The following is a 2218-nucleotide window of genomic DNA, read 5'->3' on the forward strand; positions in this document are numbered from 1 at the left end:
AAGGTAATACGGATCATCCTGGCCATATGCGCGGTCGAGCAGCAAATTATCTTGCAGGGCATGGCGATCACGCTCGGCCGGGTCAAACATGTACAGCGGCTGGTCCTGCTCGTCGTCCCAGTTGGTGGCGTACATGCCCTGCCCCTCGGCCGAGTTGCGGGCATCGAGCACGTAGCCGGGGTCGGCGTAGCCGATGGGGTTGCTGCGGTGAGCACGCCACTGCCAGGTGTTGATGAACACGCCTTCGTCGCGCAGGCGATCAAGTTCGTCATCCGAATGCGTGCGCTGCCACATCCCGGCATCCATCTCGCCCTCTCGCGAAGCGGGGAGGAACTTGTTGACATCCGCCGGCGCTTCGTCCGTCCGGCTGCTGACGCCGGGGTGCATCGTCACGTAGCCGCCATACTCGGCGAAGCCTTCAACCGAGCCATCGTCGAGCATCATGGCGATGCGGTCTTCCTGCAAGCCCGTGGGGGCCGGGCCGGCAGCCCCTTCGCCCAGTCGCTGCCATTCACCAGCCCGGTAGACGAGGTAGTCGTGATACCAGCTTGGATGATCGGTGGCGAACTCGTAGCGAATCTGGATGTGCGTATCGTTATAAACCACGGCAACGCGTAGCAGACGTGTCAGATCGTCGCTGGCGGGAATGTAGATATTCGCGGCCTGATCCACCGCTTGCGGCTCGCTGTGTTCGCTGCGGCCATCGTCCGGGCTTGCCTGGCAGCCGAACGCCATGATGCCGATGCCACACGTCAAAACGATTCTGCTAATCGTCCGCATGATGCCTGCCTCCAGAAGATACGTTGATGACAATTCAGTCCTACCCTATCGACTGCAGACACGGCTGCAAGCATTACGGGTGTACACGATGCCGCAGGATGCGTAAGCCGTTGAGCACCACCACCACGGTCGAGCCTTCATGGAACAGCACCGCGAGCGAGATCGGCGCCAGGCCGATCGCGCCCATCGGCGCCAGCAGCACAATCACTGCGAAGGCGATGAACAGGTTCTGGTAGATGATCCGCTGTGTGAAACGGGCGAGCGAGATCGCCTCCGGCAGCTTGTTCAGATCGTCGGCCAGCAGTACGACGTCGGCGGTCTCCAAGGCGACGTCATTCGCCGAGCCGGCACCGCCCACCGCCAGGCCCACGGTCGCGGCGGCGAGGGCCGGCGCGTCGTTGACGCCGTCGCCGACCATCGCGACGCCGCCATACTTGCGATCCAGTTCCCGCACGCGCTCAAGTTTCGCCTGCGGCATCAACTCCGCTTCCACGTCGGTGATGCCCAGCCGACGGGCGATGGCGTCGGCAGCGGTGCGATGATCGCCGGTGAGCATGACCGTGTGGCGCAGGCCTATCGCATGCAGCGCGGCGATGGTCTCGGCGGCGGCCGGGCGCGGCTCGTCCATCAGAGCGATCAAGCCCACCAAGCGTCCGTCCACCGACACGCCAACGGTCGTGCGCCCTTGTTCGCGCCACTGGTCCCACACCGCCTGCGTCTGCTCCTCCACGCCCGCCTCAAACAGCAGCGGTCGACCCACTGCGATCGCACGACCTTCTACGCGCCCGCGCATCCCCGCCGCCATCACCCGCTCCGCTGCCTCCGGCTCGACGAGGCTCAACCCCCGCCCGGCACATGCATCCACAATCGCCCGGCCAAGCGGGTGCGGGCTGCCCAACTCCAGGCTGCCCGCGAGTCGCAGCATCTCGTCTTCCGATATCTGCTCATCAAAGCTCTGCATCGCAACGACGCGCGGCTTGCCTACCGTAAGCGTGCCGGTCTTGTCGAAGGCGATCGCCTTCACCCCCGCGAGGTGTTCAAGATGCACACCGCCCTTGATCAGCACGCCGATCCGCGCTGCCTTGCCGATACCCGCGAGAATCGCCGCCGGCGTGCCGATCGCCAGCGCGCAAGGCGACGCGGCGGTGAGGAAGGCCAGCGCCTGGTAGAACCAGCCGGCCCACAGCGCCCCGTCATGCCGGCGCGGCGTCACGCCCAGCAGCGGCGGCACGACGATCAGCAGCACCGTCGCCCCCAGCACGCATGGCACATACCATCGCTCGAACCGCTCGGCCAGTTGCTGCGTGGGTGACTTGGCGCCCTGCGCCTGCTCCACCAGGCGGATGAGCTTGCTCAGCGTGTTGTCCTTCGCCAGCTTCGTCACCTCGGCGATCAGCGTACCGCCGCCGTTGAGCGTGCCGGCGAACAGCGCATCGCC

At 65.7% G+C, this 2218-nt stretch carries 2 protein-coding genes; both read right to left on the reverse strand.

Annotation, left to right across the window (positions count from 1 at the left end; genetic code table 11):
• On the reverse strand, positions 1-780 hold a 780-nt coding region (locus ACERK3_19615), incomplete at its 3' end, for an ethylbenzene dehydrogenase-related protein (protein ID MFA9480481.1).
• A 73-nt stretch (positions 781-853) separates the two neighbouring features.
• Positions 854-2218 (reverse strand): heavy metal translocating P-type ATPase (locus tag ACERK3_19620; GenBank protein MFA9480482.1); only part of this gene is annotated, 1365 nt, incomplete at its 5' end.

It is taken from the genome of Phycisphaerales bacterium AB-hyl4 (genome assembly GCA_041821185.1).
Lineage (GTDB): Bacteria > Planctomycetota > Phycisphaerae > Phycisphaerales > Phycisphaeraceae > Natronomicrosphaera > Natronomicrosphaera hydrolytica.